Annotated in this window: 13 protein-coding genes and 2 pseudogenes; 5 read left to right on the top strand and 10 right to left on the bottom strand. The window is 69.2% G+C overall.

Features of this window, described 5'->3' with window-relative positions:
- The first annotated feature begins 333 nt into the window (after positions 1-333).
- Positions 334-735, top strand: coding sequence for an SsgA family sporulation/cell division regulator (locus J7E97_RS14220; protein ID WP_215026776.1), 402 nt, complete (start codon positions 334-336; stop codon positions 733-735).
- 113 nt (positions 736-848) lie between these two features.
- On the opposite strand, the gene J7E97_RS14215 is transcribed toward J7E97_RS14220, so the two are convergent.
- The 3 genes from J7E97_RS14215 to J7E97_RS14205 all read right to left on the bottom strand — a co-directional run bounded on the left by J7E97_RS14215 (position 849) and on the right by J7E97_RS14205 (position 3248).
- Complete coding sequence (locus tag J7E97_RS14215; protein WP_215026773.1) at positions 849-1262, bottom strand: TraR/DksA C4-type zinc finger protein; 414 nt, start codon at positions 1260-1262, stop codon at positions 849-851.
- A 112-nt stretch (positions 1263-1374) separates the two neighbouring features.
- The gene (locus J7E97_RS14210; RefSeq protein WP_215026770.1) at positions 1375-2358 is read right to left on the bottom strand and encodes a sensor histidine kinase; all 984 of its coding nucleotides are present in this window, start codon (positions 2356-2358) and stop codon (positions 1375-1377) included.
- Complete coding sequence (locus J7E97_RS14205; RefSeq protein ID WP_215026767.1) at positions 2355-3248, bottom strand: MEDS domain-containing protein; 894 nt, start codon at positions 3246-3248, stop codon at positions 2355-2357. Before J7E97_RS14205 ends, J7E97_RS14210 begins: the two co-directional genes overlap by 4 nt.
- 395 nt (positions 3249-3643) lie before the next feature.
- On the opposite strand from J7E97_RS14205, the pseudogene J7E97_RS14200 reads away from it, so the two are divergent.
- From J7E97_RS14200 to J7E97_RS14190, 3 genes and pseudogenes are all read left to right on the top strand, one after another.
- Positions 3644-8215, top strand: a pseudogene (locus tag J7E97_RS14200) (HAMP domain-containing protein); the annotation flags it as partial.
- An 87-nt stretch (positions 8216-8302) separates the two neighbouring features.
- Positions 8303-10713 (top strand): annotated as a pseudogene (locus tag J7E97_RS14195) (SpoIIE family protein phosphatase).
- A gap of 164 nt (positions 10714-10877) precedes the next feature.
- On the top strand, positions 10878-12179 hold the full coding sequence (locus J7E97_RS14190) for a serine/threonine-protein kinase (RefSeq protein WP_215026764.1): 1302 nt from the start codon (positions 10878-10880) through the stop codon (positions 12177-12179).
- Positions 12180-12209: 30 nt separating this feature from the next.
- Here J7E97_RS14190 and J7E97_RS14185 read toward each other — a convergent pair whose 3' ends face one another.
- Entirely contained in the window at positions 12210-12470 is a 261-nt protein-coding gene (locus J7E97_RS14185; protein WP_215026761.1) for a hypothetical protein, read from the bottom strand.
- Positions 12471-12616: 146 nt separating this feature from the next.
- Entirely contained in the window at positions 12617-12796 is a 180-nt protein-coding gene (locus tag J7E97_RS14180) for a hypothetical protein (RefSeq protein WP_215026758.1), read from the bottom strand.
- Positions 12797-13000: 204 nt separating this feature from the next.
- Between J7E97_RS14180 and J7E97_RS35800 the strand changes: the two genes are divergently transcribed.
- Positions 13001-13183 carry a hydrophobic protein gene (locus tag J7E97_RS35800; protein ID WP_251054493.1) on the top strand — a complete coding sequence of 61 codons (183 nt, stop codon included), beginning with the start codon at positions 13001-13003 and terminating at the stop codon, positions 13181-13183.
- A gap of 425 nt (positions 13184-13608) precedes the next feature.
- On the opposite strand, the gene J7E97_RS14175 is transcribed toward J7E97_RS35800, so the two are convergent.
- From J7E97_RS14175 to J7E97_RS36625, 5 genes are all read right to left on the bottom strand, one after another.
- Positions 13609-13893: a hypothetical protein gene (locus J7E97_RS14175; RefSeq protein ID WP_215026755.1), complete on the bottom strand. Its 285-nt coding sequence runs from the start codon at positions 13891-13893 to the stop codon at positions 13609-13611.
- A gap of 87 nt (positions 13894-13980) precedes the next feature.
- The gene (locus J7E97_RS14170) at positions 13981-14460 is read right to left on the bottom strand and encodes a response regulator transcription factor (protein ID WP_215026752.1); all 480 of its coding nucleotides are present in this window, start codon (positions 14458-14460) and stop codon (positions 13981-13983) included.
- The gene (locus J7E97_RS14165) at positions 14457-15599 is read right to left on the bottom strand and encodes a PAS domain S-box protein (protein WP_215026750.1); all 1143 of its coding nucleotides are present in this window, start codon (positions 15597-15599) and stop codon (positions 14457-14459) included. Before J7E97_RS14165 ends, J7E97_RS14170 begins: the two co-directional genes overlap by 4 nt.
- Entirely contained in the window at positions 15596-16279 is a 684-nt protein-coding gene (locus J7E97_RS14160) for a response regulator transcription factor (protein WP_215026747.1), read from the bottom strand. Before J7E97_RS14160 ends, J7E97_RS14165 begins: the two co-directional genes overlap by 4 nt.
- Positions 16279-16623 (bottom strand): STAS domain-containing protein, encoded by a 345-nt coding sequence (locus J7E97_RS36625; RefSeq protein ID WP_215026744.1) that lies wholly within the window; start codon positions 16621-16623, stop codon positions 16279-16281. Before J7E97_RS36625 ends, J7E97_RS14160 begins: the two co-directional genes overlap by 1 nt.
- Between the last annotated feature and the right edge of the window lie 269 nt (positions 16624-16892).

Below are 16892 nucleotides of genomic sequence, written 5' to 3'. Positions count from 1 at the left end.
CAGGTCATGCCTTCGACAGAGGACACAGTCATACCGGGCCCGGAGGCCAGCGGCCCCATTGCAGGACCGCGAAAAAGATAACGGGGGGGGGGCGTACGGACAACGTTGGCCGAGATGCCCACTGAACTCCGCTTGCCTTCAGCGGATTACCCTCTTCCGTCCTGCCGTCATACGGAGCAGTCGCCTCGTGACCTTGCGGCGGGATCTCCAGCTGGAAGGCTCCAACCCCGGCGGTCTCGCGATTCCCCCGATCGGTCCAGTGTGGTGGGTGCGGAGTGGGGCAGAGGGATGGAGTTGTGCAGCCCATCCTGGAGAGGCCTATCGATGTCCTGCGTGTCTGCTCTGATCGTCGTGCGCCTGGAGGCGGCGACGGGCCACGTGTATGTCCTTGCCCGCTTCTCGTATCGCGGCGGCGACCCGTACGCGGTGCAGGTCGAGTTCCTGGACGGAGCCAACGTCCTGGCACGGTGGCACTTCGACCGCCAGATGCTGGCCGAGGGGCTCCACCGTCCGGTGGGCGAAGGCGACGTCGCATTCCGTCCCGAGAAGGACGCGGGCCGCGATGAACTCCGCGTCCATCTGCTCGCCCGGAGCACCGATCGGCAGGAGGACGCCGTCGTCTTCGTGGATGCCGGCGCGCTGAGGGGCTTTCTGCACGAGACCTACGCGGTCATCGCCGTCGGTGAGGAGTCCCTCGACCTCGACAGACTCCTCGAGGAGTTCCTGCCTCGCTGAGGAGCCCGCGCGCCGGGCAGGGTCTCGTCCGGCTCGTCCGGCTCGTCCGGCCGCAGCAGGCACACCAGGCAACCAGATGTGCCGCGTGCAGCCCGGTGGCAGGGCCTCCGACGTCAGGCGGGGTGCGGGGGGCTGCGCGGGCCGGACCGGGCACAGTGCACACAGGTGGTCGCGGCCGGCCGGATCTCCAGGCGCTCGGGCGGAATCGTCGCGCCGCAGCCTTCGCACAGCCCGTAGTCGCCCCGTTCGAGCCGTTCCAGCGCCCGGTCCAGCTCGTCCACGTGCTCGTGCGTCCGCGCCATCAGGGCGGCCACGTGGGCCCGCTCGTAGGCGGTGCTGGCCCCCTCGGGGTCGTGCTCGTCGTCGACTGCGACCAGGGCGTTCGCCGCGACGATCCCGTCGTAGTCGCGCCCCAGAGCGCCCAGCCGATCGAGCGTGTCGTCGCGGTCAGCCGCGAGGCGTGCGCGGGCGGCCTCGAAGGCGCGGGCGCCGAGCTCGTCATGGCCGTACCGGGGTGCATCGCCCATGTGGGGGACAATGCCGGCCACGGGTCTCCGATTCCGTCAAGACGCACCGTGTCCGGCCGAGCGCGGGACCGGCTTTCGGCGACTGATCGGACGCGGGTGACTGAGGAAAGGCTCAGGAAAGGCTCAGGTGGACGCGAACGACCGTGGCCGGGCCGCCGGTGTGGACCTCAACCAGGTCGCACAACTGGCGCACGGTCCACAGGCCGTGTCCGCGGGGCCGGCTGGGGTCCGGTGGCAGATAGCCGAGCGTCCACCCGGTATCGGCAGGGAAGCGGGTGGGGCCGGGGTCGCTGATCTCGCAGATGACCTTGTGCCCCGTACGCCACACCGAGACTTCGCCGTGCCCTCCGCCGTGCTGCACAGCGTTGGCGGCCACTTCGTTGACGGCGAACATCAAACGCTCCGCCCCCTGTGGGGACATCCCCAGCTGCGCGGAATGCCGGGCGACGAACGAGCGGACGCGGTGCAAGTCGGTGCCGAAGCGCATCGTGGCGTTGCTTCCGGGCGCGGGAACCGGTGACAGGTTCCGGTGCCAGACCGTGCCCTCCGGAGGGGCGTAGTGACCGCTGGTTTCGGCAGCCGGGCCGGTCACCAGCTGCGGGTGGGTACGGCGGGCGTCGGCGACGATCCGGTCGGGAACCGTCCGTGTGTCGTAGGGGCAGACGATCCAGGCCGGACAGTGGGCGAAGGCGAGGTTGATGACGGCCTCGTAGCGGGTCCACTCGTCGGTTTCCAACGCGTCGCGGCCGTGCCATACGGGCTCGCCGATCACGCGTACCTGAGGGTGGCGCCCCGTGGCGGTGCGTTCGTCGACGTAGCGGTAGTACGCGCCGAGGGTGCTGCCGGGCGTCTGGTACCAGTCGTCGGCCGCGATGTAGTGCACCGCGCCGGCGGCGCTGCCGAGCTGCTGACGCAGCAGGTCGATGTTGGCGGGCGTGGTGACGGCGAGGACCGCCTCGTCCTGCTGGAGACCGTCCAGGCAGAACGGTACGGTCGCGGCCAGGAACGCCTCGTCGGACCCGTAGACCAGTCCTTGGTGAACCAACCGGGGGGCCCGGTCGGGCTGCGGGGCGGTCATGTCGATCACGGTGCTCATGCCGAGACTCCCGGGGAGGTCACGACCAGGGCATCCTGCTGGTCGAAGCCGGCCACGCTTATCACCTGGCACAGCAGCGGAGCGAGTTCCACCACCCGCATGCGGCGGCCCGGCTCGTATCTCTCGGCGGTGTGCGACAGAGCGCGCAGGCCGGCCAGGTCGATGAACTCGAGCTTGCTCATGTCCACCCGCACGTCGCCGGCCCAGTCGAGAGTGGCGTCCAAAACCGCAGTCAGAGCGTCGGTGGTGCGGTAGTCCACGGTGCCGATCACACGCATCGTGCGTTCCCCTTCCTCGAAGGCCGGCACGATCCGCAACAGTTTGTCCTCGTAGAGCGGGGAGAGTTGCACGGTGCCCGGGTGGCAGTGGTCGTAGGTCTGCAGCTGCGCGGGGGGAAAGAGGCGGGCATCGTACTGGCAGACGGCCGAGGCGGGCTGTCCCTCGAAGAGCGAATTGACCATGCTCTCGTACGCGGCGACCTCGTCCGCGCCGGGGATCTCACGCAGAGCCCAGCTCATCTCACCGCTGACCCGGAATCCCTTGTAACCGCAGGCCGCGGCGCTTGCCATCTCCTGCCGCAGGGTTGCCACCATCGCCGTGGCGTCGAAACGTCCCGAAACCAGGTAGCCGTCGCAGGCAGTGACCACCTGTAGCTGGCCGCTGGACAACGCGGCGTCCGGATCCACATGTGCCGACCGAAGCCAGTCCAGCACCACGGCGGGCTTGTGCCGGTCGGTGAAATACATCACCCGCTCACCGCGCTTCAGCCCGTCGGACATGTAGGCGGTGACCACCCGGCGCTGTTCGGAATCGTCGGCGAACGCCAGACACACGTGATCCCCGTGGCCGAGGCCGTGGACCGGCCGCTCCCTGCTGTCCTGCGCGATCATCGTTTCCTCACCGTCCGCCCCTGGCTCGCGAGCCCACGTGGAAAAGGCTCGTCCCACCGGCTGTGTGCGGTGTTCCAAGCCGCCAATAACAGTACCGGGTCCAGGCATGGCGTCTGACTTCGGATTCCCTGTGGCACGAGGGTGTAACTCGCCATGAGAAACGCCATGGGGAGGCCGGGCGGGGACTGTTCCCCTTTGAACGGCGTCTCTGTGAAGGGGAAGCGGAGGCCGAGGCCGCGCTAGGGCTCACTCGTCTGGTTGACCGCGCGGCGGGGCTGGTGGCCATGGGGCCCGGCCGTCATGGAGCTTCACCCGTGCGGCCCTTGCGGCGAATGAGCTGTGGTGAACTTGGACCGGAGAGGCGTCGGGGCCTTGCCAGAGGGAATGGGGCGAAGATGGTCAAGTCGACGGTGTCCGGTGCGGGCGTCGAGTCGGCGGGCGAGGTGGGCGAACCGGAACTGCGGCAGCTGTTGGGCTGACAGCCGTTCGCGACGGGGACTTCGGTACTCGCCTGCCGGAGGAGTCCCAGGGGCTGCTCGGCGAGATCGCGACCGTCTTCAACGGCATGGTCGATCAACTGTCTCTGTTCACCTCAGAGGTGACCCGGGTCGCCCGGGAAGTGGGCACCGAGGGCACTCTGGGAGGTCAGGCCGAGGTGCCGGGCGTCTCCGGGACCTGGGCCGATCTCACCGACTCCGTGAACGCGATGGCCGGCAACCTGACCACGCAGGTGCGCGACATCGCCCAGGTCGCCACCGCGGTGGCCAGGGGCGACCTGTCGCAGAAGATCGATGTGGCGGCCCGGGGCGAGATCCTCGAGCTGAAGGACACCGTCAACACGATGGTGGACCAGCTCTCGTCCTTCGCGGACGAGGTGACCCGGGTCGCGCGCGAGGTGGGCAGCGAGGGCAGGCTCGGCGGCCAGGCCGAGGTCCCCGGCGTGGCCGGTGTCTGGCGCGACCTCACCGATTCGGTGAACTTCATGGCCGGCAACCTCACCGATCAGGTCCGCAACATCGCCCAGGTGACCACGGCCGTGGCCAGGGGCGACCTGTCGCAGAAGATCGCCGTCGATGCCCGCGGCGAGATCCTCGAACTCAAGAACACCATCAACACGATGGTCGACCAGCTGTCCGCGTTCGCCGACGAGGTCACCAGGATGGCCCGCGAGGTCGGTACCGATGGCCGACTGGGCGGGCAGGCGGACGTCAAGGGTGTCTCCGGCACGTGGCGGGACCTCACCGACTCGGTGAACTTCATGGCCGGGAACCTGACCGCGCAGGTGCGTTCGATCGCCGAAGTCGCCACGGCGGTGGCGCAGGGTGATCTTTCGCAGAAGATCCGGGTCGATGCCCGCGGGGAGATCCTGGAACTCAAGACGACGATCAACACGATGGTCGACCAGCTGTCCGCGTTCGCCGACGAGGTCACCCCGCGTCGCGCGGGAGGTGGGCACCGATGGCCGCCTCGGGGGCCAGGCGGATGTCAAGGGTGTCTCCGGCACGTGGCGGGACCTCACCGACTCGGTGAACTTCATGGCCGACAACCTGACCGCGCAGGTGCGCTCCATCGCCGAGGTTACCACGGCGGTGGCGCAGGGTGATCTTTCGCAGAAGATCCGGGTCGATGCCCGCGGGGAGATCCTGGAGCTGAAGGAGACCATCAACACGATGGTCGACCAGCTGTCCGCGTTCGCCGACGAGGTGACCAGGGTGGCCCGCGAGGTCGGGACCGAGGGCAACCTGGGCGGGCAGGCCACGGTCCGGGGGGTTTCCGGCACCTGGAAGGACCTCACCGACAACGTCAACGTCATGGCCTACAACCTGACCGGTCAGGTGCGTTCCATCGCTCAGGTGGCCACCGCCGTCGCCCGTGGCGACCTGTCGCAGAAGATCATGGTGGAGGCGAAGGGCGAGGTCGCCGCGCTGGCCGGGGTCATCAACACGATGGTGGACACGTTGTCCGCGTTCGCCGACGAGGTGACGCGGGTGGCCCGCGAGGTGGGTACGGAGGGCCGGCTCGGCGGCCAGGCGCAGGTCCCGAACGTGGCGGGCACCTGGAAGGACCTGACCGACAACGTCAATTCGATGGCGAACAACCTGACCGGTCAGGTCCGCAACATCGCCCTGGTGACGACGGCCGTCGCCAACGGAGATCTGTCCAAGAAGATCGATGTGGATGCCCGGGGGGAGATCCTGGAGCTGAAGACGACGATCAACACGATGGTCGACCAGCTGTCCGCCTTCGCCGCGGAGGTGACGCGTGTGGCGCGTGAGGTGGGCAGTGAGGGCCGGCTCGGCGGTCAGGCCGAGGTCGAGGGGGTGTCGGGTACGTGGAAGCGGCTGACGGAGAACGTCAATGAGCTGGCCGGGAACCTGACCCGCCAGGTCCGGGCCATCGCCGAGGTGGCCAGCGCGGTGGCCGAGGGTGACCTGACCCGCTCGATCACGGTCGACGCGTCGGGTGAGGTCGCCGAACTCAAGGACAACATCAACTCCATGGTCGGCTCGCTCCGCGAGACCACCCGGGCGAACCAGGAGCAGGACTGGCTCAAGTCGAACCTGGCGCACATCTCGGGGCTGATGCAGGGCCACCGGGACCTGGCCGTCGTCGCCGAGCTGGTGATGGACGAGCTGACGCCGCTGGTGGACGCGAGCTACGGCGCCTTCTACCTCGCCGAGGACCACGACGGCGAAACGTGGCTGACGCTCATCGGATCCTTCGGCCGGCCGTCGGACAGCCCCGCCGCCACCCGGGTACGCCATGGCGAGACCCTCGTGGGGCAAGCGGCCCGCTCCCGCCGCATCCTCTCCACCGAGCACGTCCCCCCGGGCTACCTGATCTCATCAGGACTCGGCAGCGCCACCCCCGCCAGCCTGATCGTCCTTCCCATCCTCGTGGAGGACCAGGTCCTGGGCGTCATCGAACTCGCGTCCTTCACCACGTTCACCTCCGTCCACCGGGACTTCCTCGGCCGCCTGATGGAAACGGTCGGCGTCAACGTGAGCACCATCGTGGCCAACGCCCGCACCGACGAACTCCTCGGCGAGTCCCAGCGCCTCACCGTCGAACTGCAGGCACGTTCAGGACAGTTGCAGGTCCAGCAGGACGAACTCCAGCGCTCCAACGCCGAACTGGAGGAGAAGGCAGCCCTCCTCGCCATCCAGAACCGCGACATCGAGACGAAGAACCTGGAGATCGAGCAGGCCCGGCAGGAACTGGAGGACCGCGCCCAGCAGCTCTCCCGCGCCTCGAAGTACAAGTCGGAGTTCCTGGCCAACATGAGCCACGAACTGCGCACGCCGCTCAACAGCCTCCTCATCCTCGCCCAGCTCCTCTCGCAGAACTCCAGCCGCAACCTCACCCCCAAGCAGGTCGAGTACGCGGGCATCATCCACTCGGCCGGTTCGGACCTGCTCCAGCTGATCAACGACATCCTCGACCTGTCGAAGGTCGAAGCGGGAAAGATGGACATCAACCTGGAACGGGTCTCGCTCAAGCAGCTCCTCGACTACGTCGAAGCCACCTTCCGGCCCCTGACCTCCCAGAAGGGCCTCAACTTCGAGGTGACGACGGCGGCCGGGGCGCCGGCGGACCTGCTCACGGACGACGCCCGGCTGCAGCAGATCCTGCGCAACCTGCTCTCCAACGCCGTGAAGTTCACCGAACAGGGCCGGGTGCGGATCGAGATCGAACCCGCCGACACCGCCGAGCTTCCCGCGGAGCTGGCTCAGTCGGGATCGGTCGTGGCCTTCAGGGTCATCGACACCGGAATCGGCATCCCCGAAGAGCAGCTGGAGGCAATCTTCGCCGCGTTCCAGCAGGCCGACGGCACGACCAGCCGCAGGTACGGCGGTACCGGACTCGGCCTCTCCATCACCAGGGAGATCGCCCGGCTCCTCGGCGGCGTCGTCACCGCCCACAGCGCGCCCGGTCAGGGTTCGACCTTCACGCTGTACCTGCCCGTCGCACGCACCGAGTCCATCGAACCGATGACCGGGGAAGCCCCCGCCCTCGAGCAGGAAGAAGCGCCGCACCACGCCGCCCAGGCCGACGGCAGCGAGGAGACCGGAGAGAAGGACGACCACCCGCGAAAGCTCCTCGTGATCGAGGAGCGCAGCCACGGCCTCCTGAGCCTCGTCGCGGAAAGTGCCGCCACCGACCTCGTCGGCAGTCCCTCCATCCCGTCGGTCGTGAAGGTCGAGGTCCTGACCGCCGTCACCGCACGGGACGCGGCCACCCTGCTCGCCCAGTCGCCGTTCCACTGCGTAGTCCTCGAACTGGATGCCAACGGCCAGGCCGAGCGCTTCCTCCAAGCCCTCGCAGGAGACACGGCCCTGTCGTCCCTGCCGGTCCTCGCCCACGACAACCGGCGCATGCCCCGGGCGCAGAAGCAGGAGATCGCCGCACGGGCCGCGGGCCGGCCGTTCGAAGTGTTCACCAGCCTGGACGAACTGCGCGAACGGATCACGCTGCACCTCTCGGTCGAACATTTGGGCGATGTCCTGCCGGCCGCGCGGCCCCAGAGCAGCCTCCCGGAACCGGACAACGCCTTCGCCGACGCCAGCCTCGCGGACCGCTCCGTCCTGGTGGTCGATGACGACCCCCGCAACCTGTACGCCATCAGCGGCATCCTCGAACTGCACGGCATCCGGGTGCTCCACGCCGAGAACGGTCGCAAGGGGATCGAAACGCTCACCAGCACCCCCGGCATCGACCTGATCCTGATGGACGTCATGATGCCCGAGCTCGACGGATACGCCGCCACCGCGGAGATCCGGCGCATGCCCCAGTACGCCGACCTGCCGATCATCTCGGTCACCGCGAAGGCCATGCCCGGCGACCGGGAGAAGAGCCTCGCGTCGGGGTCGAGCGACTACGTCACCAAGCCCGTCGACGCCAACGACCTCCTCGACCGGCTCCGGCGCTGGCTCTTGCCGCAGGACACCTCGAAGACTCCCCGTGTCTGACCCTGCTGCCCCCCACCCCACCGCAGAAGAAGGCGGCGACCAGTGAACCCCGTCGACCCCCCGCAGGACCGACCCGCCCCGGCCATCAGCGCCCCGGCGGTTCCTGCCGCTCCCCGAACGGCGGACCTCGGGACACCCCCGCACACCAGCGCGCCGAGCGTCCCGCAGTCCAGCCAGGTGGGCCGCCTGGCCGCAACGGTGGAGCGACTGCGCCAAGAGGCACTGGAAGCCCAGGAAGCCTCCGACGGGCGGGCACTGATCGAAATGGCCAAAGGCATCCTCGTGGAGCGCCTCGGCTGCGGGCCCGGCGAAGCCTCCCGCCACATCACCAAGCTCGCCGAGCAGTCGAACACGACCATCCTCGCGCTGTCGGTCGACATCATCAATCAGGCCGCCCGGGACCACGTCAGCGAGACCGCACGACAGTTCCTCGACACCGCCGACGCCGAACCCGCGGCTCCCCGGGACCCCTCCGCGGCCATGCGGCTCAGGACGGCGGAGAGCGGCATGCTGGCAGCCACCGACTCCCAAGCCGTGGCCACCGCCCTGCTGGAAAACGCCCTGTCGGCGTTGGGCGCCAACGGAGTCGCGATCTGGGCCGTCGCAGCGGACTCCTCCATCACCTTGGTAGGACAGGACGGCTTCACCCCCGAGGACGCCGGCCGCTGGCGCTACGTCCCGCCCGAGGTGGCCACTTGTGCGCGACTGGCGCTGAACAGCCGGGAACTCACCATCGTGGACTGCCTCTCCAGCTCTGACATCCCCACCATCGGACGGCGTCAGCACCCGGACGGCGGGCGGATCATGGTCCCGGCGGGCACCGGAGGACGCATCCTCGGCGTGCTGGAGGTGTCCTGGCCGGACCCTCTGCCCGCTCAGCCGCCCCATCTGCTGCGGCAGTTGGAAACCCTGGCCGAATTGTGCTCCCACACCCTGGAGGAACAGACCCCCGCCTCGGCCTCGCGCACACCGCGCCTGGCAGGGGTACCGGAACTGACCGACCTGGCAGACCACCTGCACGACCCCGTACTCATCCTGATCCCGAGCCTGGACTCGACCGGCAGGCTGAGCGACTTCCGCATCCATCACACCAACCAGCGCTTCGTCGACCCTGCGGGACGGCCACGCTCGATGGTCACCGGCACGCACTTCCTGGAGGCCTACCCGGCAGCCGCGCAGGACAACGGACTCTTCTCCAAGCTGGAACGCGTCTACGCCACCGGTGAGCCCCTTCAGGCACCACGGACCACCCTGACGGCTTACGTCGACGAAGTCCCCCTCACCTCCGTCGCCGACGTCAGCATCAGCCGGCACGGCACGGCCCTCCTCCTCATCTGGAGAATCGAAGACGAAACCGCGCGTCTCGCCAGCCTCCTGCAGCACGCACAGCGCCTGGGCCGGGTCGGCGGCTTCGAACAGAACGTCGCCACCGGCGAGACGAGCTGGAACGACCAGCTCTTCACCCTCTTCGGCCTGCCCGTGACGGCCTCCCCGGTCCCGCTCGAAGAGATCGCCGCACACGCGCATCCCCACGACGTCAATTCCCTCGGCCGGTTCCTGCGGACTCTCCTGTACCGGCTCCGCGAATCTTCAGTGGATTTCCGACTCAAGCGCCCCGACGGCATCACCCGGCACATCCGGATGGTGGCGGAACCCGTCCTGGACGACCATGGTCGTCTGTACTCCGTTCGAGGCGCCTGCCAGGACATCTCCGCGCAGCACTGGACCGAGGTCGCCCTGGCCGCCACGCGCGACCAACTCGCCGACAGCGAAGCCGAATCCGCGGACCGCTCCCAGCTCGCGCTGCAGCTCCAGCAGGCCATCATGCCTCCGGCTCCGGACGCGCTGGAAGTCCCCGGCATCCGCATCGCCGTACGCTACCGACCCGCCGAATCCGAGTCCCTCGTCGGCGGCGACTGGTACGACTCCGTCGTCCTGCCCAACAACAAGATCCTCATCAGCGTCGGAGACATCGCCGGGCACGGCATTCAGGCGGCCACCGGCATGGTGATCCTGCGCAACGCCCTGCGCGGCCTCGCCGTCACCGGCGCCGGGCCCGCCCAACTGCTGTCCTGGCTCAACAGCGTCGCCTACCACCTCACCAGCAACCTCACCGCAACCGCCGTATGCGCGATCTACGACCCGCAGACCCGTCGGCTGACGTGGGCCCGAGCCGGCCACCTGCCCCCCTCCTGGTCCGGGGGACCGATGCCCACGCCTTCCCCCTCACCGCGGGCGGACTCCTCCTCGGAGCACTGCCCGAGGTGACCTTCACGGAGGAGGAGGTACAGCTGCAACGCGAGGACATCCTCCTCATGTACACCGACGGGCTCGTCGAACGCCGGGACATCTCCGTAACGGATGCTCTCGCGCAGCTTCTCGACGTGGCCTCACACCCCGAGGGCTCCCTCGAAAAGCGGCTCGACAACCTGCTGACCTACAGCGCCTCGGACACCGACGACGACACGTGCCTCATCGGAGTCCAGGTGCGCTGACCTGCCACGGCGGCGCGGGGTGCTCGGCGATCGGCCCGGTGTCCAGGAGGTCCGGTCCGTCCGCCTGCTGGTCGGGGCGGTCCCCGGGGCCGGCGGGAGCAGGTGCGTAGGGCGACCCGCAACGGGTAGGTGCGCGGCACTGCCCGCGAGCGGAGGAGGACCCCATGCCGGCCCGGCCCGTCCCCACGTACGGAGCACTGCCCGAACGCGACGCTCTGATCGGTGGCCGATATCGGCTCGAAGGCCCCATCGGCTCCGGCGGGACGGCAGATGTCTTTCGCGGCACGGACCAGGTCCTGGGTCGTGAGGTGGCCGTCAAGGTGTTCCGCGCGGGCACGGACACGGTCACTGCCGACCGCTTCTGTGACGAAGCACGTGTGCTGGCCCGCCTTTCCCATCCTGCTCTGGTCACCGTCTACGATGCCGGCCGCCACGGACAGGGCGCATTCATGGTCACGGAGTTGATCCGTGGCGCCACCCTGCGCGCCCGAGTGGACGACGGCCCGCTCAGCCCCGTCCGGGTCGCACGGATCGGCGCCGACATCTCGTCAGCCCTCGACCACGTCCACGATCACGGCCTCATCCACCATGACGTGAAACCCTCCAACGTCCTGCTCGGCGAGGACGGCTCCCCGCACCTCGCCGACTTCGGGCTGTCCAGGACCGTGCACGAGCATTCCATCAGCGCACCCGACACGCTGGTCGGCACCGTCGCCTACATGGCCCCCGAGCAGCTCCTCGGCCACGGCGCGAGTAAGGCCAGCGACATCTACGCCCTGGGGTTGACGCTCCTCGAAGCGCTCACGGGCCACCGGGAGTACGGGGGAACGCCCGTGGAGATCGGCACCGACCGCCTCCTGCACGCGCCGGGGATTCCCGAGGGGCTGCCGGACGACCTCGCCCGCCTGCTGAAGGCCATGACCGCCCGGGATCCCGCGGTACGTCCCGATGCCGCCGCCGTCCACCAGCGCCTGGAGGACATCGCGCACGCCCCGCGATCCCGGACCGAACGGAGCGCGCCGGCCACGGACACCTCTACGCACCGCTCGCCATGGCGGCCGCTCGCAGCGGAGGGTCGTCGCGCCGAACCCGCACGAACGCCCGGACCGGCGCATCGCAGGGCTGCGCGTCGTCGGCGCGGGGCTCGCTTGGGCCTCGTGGCGGTCGGTGTCGCGGGAGCCTGCACGCTGGTGATGGGCCGCATCCCCGCAGGGGAGAACGGGACGCCGGCCCCCGTGCCGGTCCAGGAGCAGCCGGCGGCTTCGGACAACACCGCGCCGGCAGGTCCCCGGCCGGTGTCGCCCGCACCGCTGCCCCTCGCGACACCATCCGCCGCACCGGGGCTCCAGGCGTCCACGCGTGAGCCGCAGCCGGGCGGCGAGCGCCTTCCGGCGAACGTGCCGGGTGCGGCGAAGACGAAGGACACCCCGGGGAAGGCGAAGGGCAAGAAGAACAAGGGTCGGTGATCGACTCCGTTCCTCGCCGTCCCCTGCCCGTTACCGCGGCCCGGGGTAGCCCCGGTCGCCTTCGGAACGGGCTCGGTTCCCGTCCGGCTGCCCGGGCGGCTGGAGGCCCAGCATGTCGAGGAACGAGGCCAGTTCGCCGGGCCCGGTGGTACAGGAGTCGATGACTTCCTGGGCGCGCTCGTGAGGGTCGGTGACGCCCGGGAAGGTGCTCCGGCTCCGGTGCCGGGCCGAGGCGCCGCCGGCGGACCCGCCCTGCCGGCCGGGGTGCGACCGGTACCCGGAGGCGGACACGCAGACGGCTCCGGTGCCTGCGGCACGGCTGCGCCGCACGCCGCGCGCAACGACGGCAAGGGCTTCCGTGAGGAAGTGGGGGCCGAGCGGGGGCGGCCGAAGGGGCAAGCCGACGGGGAACCGCGGGACGCTGCGACGCCGGCCCGTCACGGGGTGCTCCGCGTCGTCTCGCTCGCGTCCTCACGGGTGGCAGCCGGATCCGCGAGGCCGCCCCTGGTGCGCCGGCCCATCTGAGTCCATTCGGCGAACCACCAGGCGCCGGCTATCACGGCCCCCCACACCAGCCCGCTGAGCAGGGCCATACGCCAGGATGCGTCCTCGCTCACCCGCTCGACGTATGTCAAGGCCGCCCAGCTGAGGGCAAGCGCAGCAATCGTACGAACACGTCGGTGCTTGAACATGCGGCCCTCCTACCCCAGCCGTGTCGGCTAAACGGGAGCCGCACAGGTTGTCCGGCGGCGGATTCCCGCTCGCGCCGATAAAGAACAGTCAATTGTGGTGTGCATGGCCGGGGCGTTCTCGGGCAGGTGATGCCTCGGAGGTTGATAACTATGGTTCCCCTGCTTCTTGTTCTTCTGCTTGTCCTGATTCTCGCCGGTGCGGGTTTCGCGGTCAAAATTCTCTGGTGGGTCGCTATCGCGGTCCTCGTGCTCTGGCTGATCGGTTTTGTCGCCCGCCCGAAGGGCAGTAGCGGACGGTGGTATCGCTGGTAGCTGATTCGCAGAGTCGCAGTTCAGCTGTGGTATGGCGGTGGCCTGTCACCCCCCGATCTGGGGGTGACAGGCCACCGCCATGTCGCCAGGTGCGGAGTTCTGTTCTCGCGCTGACAGGTGACCTCGGATATCGGGGGGTGCGATACACGGCACAGGGCAAGCGAGGAATGGGTCGGAACGCGAAGTTCGCCGTGAATGCAGGGAAAAGAGTGCGGTAGGGACTGCGGTGGGGGCTGCGGTGGGGGCTGCGGTATGGATTTCTTTCCCTTCCGCCTCCCTTGACGGGAGAAGTTGATTTTCGCATAACGGAGAGTTGTTGGGATTACCGCGGGACCGTCGGACGTCTGGGCGGGTCGGACGGCGACAAACTGTGGTCTCCGCCCGCTGTTGTGCCCTCCGTCGACGCTCTTTCCCAGCAGAGCGGGTCACCGTGGTGTCAGCGGAGCCGAGTCCAGCTCGCTCCGTGTCTCCCGGGCGCGGTGCGCCAGCCGGCGGGCGGCGTGCACACTGCGTCGCGCCAGGCAGAGCTCACCCGCCGAGACGTGGCAGGTCGGGCAAGGCTCGGCGAACGCGCCGTGCCGGAAACGGCGGTGCGTCTCGTAGGCGGCATCCAGCATCGCGTCGAGCGCCGAAGGCGGGAGACCGACGGCTGTACGGGCGGCTGCGCGCACCGTCCGGCACGGAGTGGCCAGGACCGGGGTAGTGCTCATGAAGGCATCTCCTCGTGCGACGGGGGCGTACGCGGGTCCTTGCCCTCCAGTCGAGGGGGCGGGGCGTAGTTGTCCCGTGTACCCGCGCTACCGCGGCTCAGACGCGAGACCGTGCGCGTTCGTGGCGCCGTGTTGCCCGCCGGACGTCTCTTCGGCCGCGAAGGAGGGGGAGGCGAGGGCCTGGTCTCCCAGGGTTCGGATCTCGTCCAGCAGCCGGGCGTTGGTGATGCCCTTGACGAGATATCCGGCGACGCCGGCGGCAGCCATCGCATTGCGCGACCCTTGGTCGCCGTACGCGGAGAACGCCACGACGCGTACGCCGGGGACGCTGCGGACGATCTCCTGGGCGGTGTACGGGCCGCCGCCGGGGAAACGCACGTCGAGTACCACGACGTGCGGGCGGTGGGCGCGGGCGAGAGCGATCGCCTGGTCGGCATCGGCGGCACTGCCGACCAGGGTGAGGTCGTGCTGGGCGCGGACGACGTCGGCCAGGGCCGCGCGCAGCACGTCGTTGTCGTCGCAGACCAAGACCCGCAGGGGATGCGGGGGAGTGGCGGGCTGAGTCATGAGGGCCTTGGGGGGGCGGTGTGGGAGTCGAAGCTCTTGGCGAGAGCTCCGGGCAGCGGTTCGTCCAGCGCGGCGGTGGGCAGGTCGGGCACCCAGAACTCCACGGTGGTGCCGGTGCCCGGCTCGCTGCGCAAGGTCCACCATCCGCCGGCGGTCTCGGCCCGCTCGCGCATCTCGATCAGCCCGAAGTGTTCGTACAGGCGATGGGTGATCGCGGCCTGCCCGGTGCCGTCGTCGACGACCCGCACGAGCAGGCCTTGATCCTCGGTGGTGACGCTGACGCGCACCGTGCGCGCTCCGGCGTGCTTGCGTACGTTGAGCAGCGCCTCCTGCACGATACGGAAGATGGTGATCGCGGTTTCGGGGGCCGGCTCGTTCGCCAGAGTGTGCTCGATGGACGACTGCAGGCCCCAGCTGCCGACCACGACGTCGTTGAGGTGCTGCGACAAGGACTCGATCAGCCCGTGCCGGTCGATGCCCGGCGGCTGGAGCCGGAAGGTGAGGTTGCGCAGGCGGTCCACCGCCTCACGTACCGACGCGTCGAGTTCGGAGAGGTCGCGGGCGTGCGGCTCCCCGGCTCGTTCGGCGAGGAGTTGCAGCCGCATGCCGACCGCGACCATGGCCTGGATGGAGTCGTCGTGCACGTCCCAGGCGATGCGGCGGCGTTCCAGCTCTTGTGCTTGTACCAGGTGGGCGAAGAGGCGGCGGCGTTCGGTGAGTGCCTGCTCCGCGGCACGGCGCTCGGTCATGTCGCGGGTGACCTTGCCGAAGCCGCGCAGTTCGCCGGTGGCGTCGAACAGAGGGGTGATCACCACGTTTGCCCAGAAGCGGGACCCGTTCTTGCGGATACGCCAGCCTTCGTCCTCGAGCCGGCCTTCCTGGATGGCTGCTTCCAGCTCCCAGTGGGGTTTGCGGGCGGCGATGTCCTCGGGCGGGTAGAAGACGGAGAAGTGCTTGCCGATGATGTCCGTGGCGCTGTAGCCCTTGATGCGTTCGGCACCCGCGTTCCAGGTGGACACGTGTCCCTGGGGATCGAGCATGAAGATGCCGTAGTCCAGGACGCTGGTGACCAGCAGCGTGAACGCGGTCTCCGTCGGGGCCAGGGGGCCGCCGTCTTCGGCGGAGCTCGTTCCACTCATCGCAGCAGGCCCTCGCGACGGGCCACGGCGACCGCTTCCAACTGGGAGCGGGCACCGAGCTTCTCCAGGACGCGCTGTACGTGGTTCCTGGCGGTGTTGAGCGCTACGCCGAGCCGCCGGCTGATCTCCGCGGCGCCCAGCCCCTCGCCCAACAGACTGAGGGTCTCCCGCTCGCGCGGGGTGAGCCTCGCGCCCACATCGGCGGTCCGGCCGGTCAGTCGATCCAGCACCCCGCCGAGCAGACCCTCGCTGAAGGCAACCTCGCCTGCGGCCACCCGGCGCACACCGTCTTGCAGCTCCCGCAGATTGCCGATCTTGAGGATGAGCCCCGAGGCGCCGGCTTCGGCGACGCGGGCGGCCACGGCCGGGCTCGCCTCCCCCGTCAGCACCAGCACCCGGGTGCCGGGGGCCGCGGCCTTGAGCGGACCGATGGCGTCGATCCCGTCACCGTCGGGCAGACGCCGGTCCAGCACCACCACGGCAGGGCGCAGTCGCGCGGCATCGGTCAGCGCGTCCTGGACCGACAGGCTCCGGCCGACCACCTCCAGATCGTCGGTGCGGTCCATCGCGAGCCGGATCGCCTCGGCCACCATGTCATGGTCCTCGACCAGCAGAATGCTGATACGGCCACTGGCGGTGCGTGGCACGGTGCCCAGCGCGCTGTGGGGACTCGATGACATCACATGGTCCTCGGAGGTAGACGCGGCACGGTGTCTGCGAACCACTTGTCGACACCCGCCAGAAAGAACAGGCGAGCCACTTGCGTGCGGGCGCCCACCACGCACAGCTCGCTGCCGACTCTACCGGCCCTCATCCGGGCCTCCAGCAGCCCGTTCAGTCCCGCGCAGTCGCAAAAGAGCAGGCTCTTCAGGTCGAGCACGATACGGCCCGGCCGCCGCGCGAAGCAGTCGGCGAGAGCGGCACGCAACTGGCCAGTGCCGTCCAGATCCAACGCACCGCTCAATTGCAGGGCACATACATCGGCATCAAGCACCGTGGTGACCGCGAACACGGGACCCGTCACGGTCGACCTCCTCGTACGGCAAGCCTGTTCTGGGCAACGGACACCACTAGAGGGTAGTGAATCTGCACTAGAAGCAGTACCCAATCAAAGCGACGTGTGGCATCAGGGAGGGAGGAATCACCGCAAAGACTCGAAAGGGCCAGTGGTCCGCACCAGTCGAGCAGCGCAACGGTGCACGGGAGAGGGCTACTTGGGCGGGCCTGAGCGGGGCACCCCCCGGTGAGGGCAGAACGATGCGTAGGCCTGAACGGCGCGAACGGGATATGTAT

Origin of the sequence: Streptomyces sp. ISL-66, assembly GCF_018614135.1 — a bacterium.
Classification (GTDB): Bacteria; Actinomycetota; Actinomycetes; order Streptomycetales; family Streptomycetaceae; genus Streptomyces.
The sequence above is the reverse complement of the archived record's forward strand: the minus strand, read 5'-3'. Positions and strand labels throughout refer to the sequence as shown.

Bases quoted from the DNA above. Each gene is read 5' to 3' on its own strand.
- J7E97_RS14160 (WP_215026747.1), bottom strand. From the start codon at position 16,279: ATGTCATCGAGTCCCCACAGCGCGCTGGGCACCGTGCCACGCACCGCC.
- J7E97_RS14205 (WP_215026767.1), bottom strand. From the start codon at position 3,248: ATGATCGCGCAGGACAGCAGGGAGCGGCCGGTCCACGGCCTCGGCCAC.
- J7E97_RS14215 (WP_215026773.1), bottom strand. From the start codon at position 1,262: ATGGGCGATGCACCCCGGTACGGCCATGACGAGCTCGGCGCCCGCGCC.
- J7E97_RS14190 (WP_215026764.1), top strand. From the start codon at position 10,878: ATGCCGGCCCGGCCCGTCCCCACGTACGGAGCACTGCCCGAACGCGAC.
- J7E97_RS14170 (WP_215026752.1), bottom strand. From the start codon at position 14,460: ATGACTCAGCCCGCCACTCCCCCGCATCCCCTGCGGGTCTTGGTCTGC.
- J7E97_RS14165 (WP_215026750.1), bottom strand. From the start codon at position 15,599: ATGAGTGGAACGAGCTCCGCCGAAGACGGCGGCCCCCTGGCCCCGACG.
- J7E97_RS35800 (WP_251054493.1), top strand. From the start codon at position 13,001: ATGCCTCGGAGGTTGATAACTATGGTTCCCCTGCTTCTTGTTCTTCTG.
- J7E97_RS14210 (WP_215026770.1), bottom strand. From the start codon at position 2,358: ATGAGCACCGTGATCGACATGACCGCCCCGCAGCCCGACCGGGCCCCC.
- J7E97_RS14175 (WP_215026755.1), bottom strand. From the start codon at position 13,893: ATGAGCACTACCCCGGTCCTGGCCACTCCGTGCCGGACGGTGCGCGCA.